At 73.7% G+C, this 4,658-nt stretch carries 2 protein-coding genes; both read left to right on the top strand.

The window, feature by feature from the left end; genetic code table 11:
- The coding region (locus AB0J52_RS28170) for an AMP-binding protein (RefSeq protein ID WP_500185440.1) at positions 1-1,029 on the top strand (1,029 nt) is incomplete at its 5' end.
- A 454-nt stretch (positions 1,030-1,483) separates the two neighbouring features.
- Positions 1,484-4,658: amino acid adenylation domain-containing protein (locus AB0J52_RS28165; protein WP_500185439.1), on the top strand; the 3,175-nt coding region annotated here is incomplete at its 3' end.

Raw genomic sequence — 4,658 nt, 5'->3', positions numbered from 1 at the left:
GGCGCCGAGGCCGCGGGCTGCCGCGTCGTCCCGGCGAGCTCGGCGCGCGAGTGCGAGCCGTGGCGGGGCGAGGCGCGGCTGGAGTCGCCCGACCAGCCCCGGTACGTGCTGTTCACCTCGGGGTCCACCGGCAAGCCCAAGGGCGCGGTCGTGGAGCACCGGGGGATGGTCAACCATCTGTACGCCAAGATCGTGGACCTGGGCATGACCGGGGACGACGTGCTGGCGATGACCTCGCCGCTCGGCTTCGACATCTCGGTGTGGCAGATGGTGTGCCCGCTGCTGGTCGGCGGCCGCGTCGAGATCGTCCCGGACGCGGTGGCGCACGACCAGGTCGCCTTCGCGCGCGCGGTGGACGCGCGCGGCATCACCGTCGTGGAGCTGGTGCCGACGATGGTCCGGCACCTGCTGGACGACCTGCCGGACGCGCCCGCGGGCTCGCTCGGCGGGCTGCGCTGGATGATCGCGACGGGCGAGGAGCTGCCCGCCGAGCTGTCCCGCCGCTGGCTGGAGGCGATGCCGCACGCCGGGCTGCTCAACGCCTACGGCCCGACCGAGTGCTCCGACGACGTCACCCACCACACCGTCACCGCGCCCGACCTGGACCTTCTGCGGCTCCCGATCGGGTCGCCGATCGTCAACTCGCGGCTGTACGTGCTGCGCCGGAACGCCGACGACACGTGGGCGGCGTGCGACGTGGACGAGGTGGGCGAGCTGTTCGTCGGCGGGATCTGCGTCGGGCGTGGCTACCTCGGCGACCCCGACCGCACCCGCGCGGCGTTCTTCCGCGATCCGTTCGAGAACTCGCCCACCGGCCGGCTGTACCGGACCGGCGACGCCGTCCGGCTGCTGCCCGCGGGCGCGGGCGGCGAGGACCGGCCCGTCCTGCAGTACCTCGGCCGGGTGGACAGGCAGGTGAAGATCGCCGGGGTGCGGATGGAGCTCGGCGAGATCGAGGCGGTGCTGCAGCGGCACCCGGGGGTCGGCGCGGCGGCCGTCGTGGTCCACGAGTTCGACTACTCGGAGTAGTCGTACTGGCCTGTTTCGGTCGTGAACCTTCGTCACACCCCGCGCGTCGGCGTTCACTCAGCGAAGGCTCAGACTTGAGGATTTGTCACATCCGTGAGTGATTGCTGAGGTCAAGTTCTACTTTCGGGGGGATTGCGAGGCATGTGGGGGGCTGGTTAACTGAGCCCCTGCTACTCCTGAGTAGAGGTGCGGGTCGAGGGAACTCGGCACCGGGCGAACAGCAGCGGCGCTCCCGTCCGGACACGCGGCCGGGAACCCCCGGTGACGTGCGTGTCCCGCCACGGCCGGGCGCGTGCCGGGCGAGACCTTCCAACGGGCGCGGGGAAAGGGGAAAGGCGAAACCCGACGGTTTTCGTGTTCATTGCTTTTCGCATTCTCGCGTGGCTTCCCGGCATGGGCGACGTCCGTGCCGCCCGGGAGCGCCGACCCCCTTCGACCGGGAAAGTTCCACTTGATGTCCCCCAGCGAGTTCGTTCCGCTTTCGGCCGCGCAGCAGAGCGTCTGGTACGCCCAGCAGCTCAATCCCGAGGTGCCGATCTGCATCGCGCAGTACATCGAGATCGAGGGGCCGCTCCGGCCGGCGCTGTTCGAACGCATCGCGGAACTCGCGAAAGACGAGGTGCCGGGTCTTCGCATCCGGCTGGTCGAACGCGACGGAATTCCGTTCCAGACCGTCGAGGAAGACGCCGACGAGTACTTTCCCGTTCTCGACTTCTCGGCCGAGCCCGACCCGCGCGCCGCCGCCGACGCCTGGATCCGCGCCGACATGGCCGCCCCCATGGACCTGTACGGCGAACGCCTCTACACGATGCGGTTCCTTCGCCTCGGCCCCGAACTGCACCGCTGGTACCTGCGCGCGCACCACATCGCGGTGGACGGCTACACCGGCGCCATGTTCAACGCGGGCATCGCCGAGCTGTACACCCGGCTCGCCGAGGGCGGGGAGTACGAGCCGCAGGAGCGGGGCGACTACTACGCCCTGCTCGCCGAGGAGGCCGCCTACCGGGCGTCTGACCGCTTCGCCAAGGACCGCGAGTACTGGACCGAGCGGTTCGCCGACCTTCCCGAGGTCGTCACGCTCACCTCCCGGACCGCCGCGCCGAGCATGGAGTTCCTGCGCGGCTCCACCGTCCTCGGACCGGACGACAGCTCCACCCTGGCCGTCGCCGCCCGCCGGCTGCGCACCGCCACGCCCGGCATGGCGATCGCCGCGACCGCGGCGTACATGGCCCGCGTCACCGGCACCGAGGAGGTCGTCCTCGGCCTCGCCGTCACCGGCCGCACCACCGAGCTGGCCCGCGCGACGCCGACGATGATGTCCAACATCGTCCCGCTGCGGGTCGCCGTCACGCCGGACCTGACGGTCGAGGAGCTGACCCGCGCGGTGTCCCGGGCGACCGCCCGCGCGCTGCGGCACCAGCGGTACCGCGTCGAGGACCTGCGCCGCGACCTCGGCCTGCTCGCCGACGGGCGGCGGCTGTACGGCGCGGTCGTCAACATCATGCCGTTCGACTACACGGCGGACTTCGCGGGCAGCCGCGCCACCGCGCACGCCCTCGTCCTCGGCCTCACCGAGGACATCGCGTTCAACATCTACGACGGCCTGGACGGCCGGGGCACCCGGTTCGACCTGGACGCCAACCCCGCGCTGTACACGGCCGAGGAGGTCGCCGCGCACCACGAGCGGCACGTCCGGTTCCTGCGCACGCTGGCGGACGCCGACCCCTCGACCCGCGTCGGCGACCTGCCGCTGCTGTCGGACGACGAGCGCGCCGACGTCCTGACGAGCTGGAGCGGGCGGGAGACGGACCGTCCCGCCGAGACCGTCACGGAGGTCTTCGCCCGGCACGTCGCGGCGACGCCGGACGCGCCCGCGCTGGAGACCGCCGACGGGACCCTGCGCCTCACCTACGCCGAGCTGGACGCCCGCGCGGACCTGCTCGCCCGTCGCCTCGCGGACGCGGGGGTCGGCCCCGAGACGCCGGTCGCGACGCTGCTGGAGCGGTCGCCCGAGATCGTCGTGTCGTCGCTGGCGATCCTCAAGGCCGGGGGGCACTACGTGCCCGTCCACCACTCCTACCCGCCCGACCGGGTGGCGTGGCTCATGCGCGACGTGGGCGCGTCCGTCCTGGTCACCGACCGGGCGATGCTGGAGCGCAACCCCTGGCTCGCCGACGCCTCCGAGGGCGGCGTCACCCTGCTGGTCGTGGACGGCCCGGGGGCGCGGCCGGACGAGCACGCCACGCCCATGCCGTTCGCGCCCGCGCCGTTCGCGCCCGTCCACCCGGACCAGCTCGCGTACGGGATCTTCACCTCCGGCTCCACCGGCCTGCCGAAGGGCGTGGGCCTCAGCCATCGGGCCGTGGTCGACTTCGCCACCGACTCCCGCACCCGGCTGGAGCCGGGCGACCGGATGCTGCTGCACTCGGCGCACGCGTTCGACGCGTCCACGGCGGAGCTGTGGCGGCCGCTGCTCGCGGGCGCGACCATCGTCGTCGCGCCGCCGGGCATGATCGACGCCGACGTCCTGGAGCGGACGGTCCGCGACGCGGGCCTCACCCACCTGTTCGCGACGACGTCCCTGTTCAACCTGGTCGCGGCCGAGCGGCCGGGCGTGTTCGCGCCGCTGCGCGCGGTGGAGTTCGGCGGCGAGGCCGGATCGGCGGCCGCCGTCGCTCGCGTCCTCGCCGCCTGCCCGGACACCGCCGTCCGCAACGCCTACGGCCCGACCGAGGTCACCACCTTCACCACCCTGTACGAGACGCGCGGCCGGGTCACGGCCGACGACCCGTCGGTGTCGATCGGCTCGGCCCTGGACGACACCCGCCTGTACGTGCTGGACCGGTCGCTGCGGCCCGTCCCGGTCGGCGTGCCCGGCGAGCTGTACGTGGCGGGCGCGGGCCTCGCGCGCGGCTACCTCAACCGGCCCGGCCTGACCGCCGCCGCGTTCGTCGCGTGCCCGTTCGGGCCGCCCGGCGACCGCATGTACCGCACCGGCGACCTGGTCCGGCTGTGCCCGGCGGACGGCCCGGACGAGGCGGACCGGGGACGGGGCCACATCCTGGAGTACCTGGACCGCGTCGACCAGCAGGTCAAGATCCGTGGGTTCCGGATCGAGCTGGGCGAGGTCGAGGCCGCGCTCGTCCGGCACCCGGACGTCGCGCACGCCGCCGTCGTCGCCCGCGAGGACAGGCCCGGCGCCAAGCGCCTGGTCGGCTACGTCGTCGCCGCCCCCGGCGCCGCGCCCGACCCCGCCGCGCTGCGGCGGTTCGCCGGGGACGCGCTGCCCGAGTACATGGTGCCGTCCGCCGTCCTGGTGCTGCCGACGCTGCCGCTCACCGGCAACGGCAAGCTCGACGTGCGCGCGCTGCCCGTGCCCGACGCGGCCCCCGCCGACCGCCCGTTCCGGGCGCCGCGCACCGAGGCCGAGACGATCCTCGCCGGGCTGTTCGCCGAGGTGCTGGAGGTGGACCGGGTCGGCCTGGACGACGGGTTCTTCGACCTCGGCGGCGACTCGATCATCGCGATGCGGCTGGTGGCGCGGGCGCGCGCGGCCGGGCTCGCGCTGTCGCCGCGCGAGGTGTTCCAGCGGCCGACCGTGGCGGACCTCGCCGCCGGGGCGTCCGTCG

This window comes from Spirillospora sp. NPDC049652, assembly GCF_040675125.1.
In the GTDB taxonomy this organism is placed as follows: domain Bacteria; phylum Actinomycetota; class Actinomycetes; order Streptosporangiales; family Streptosporangiaceae; genus Spirillospora.
The sequence above is the reverse complement of the archived record's forward strand: the minus strand, read 5'-3'. Positions and strand labels throughout refer to the sequence as shown.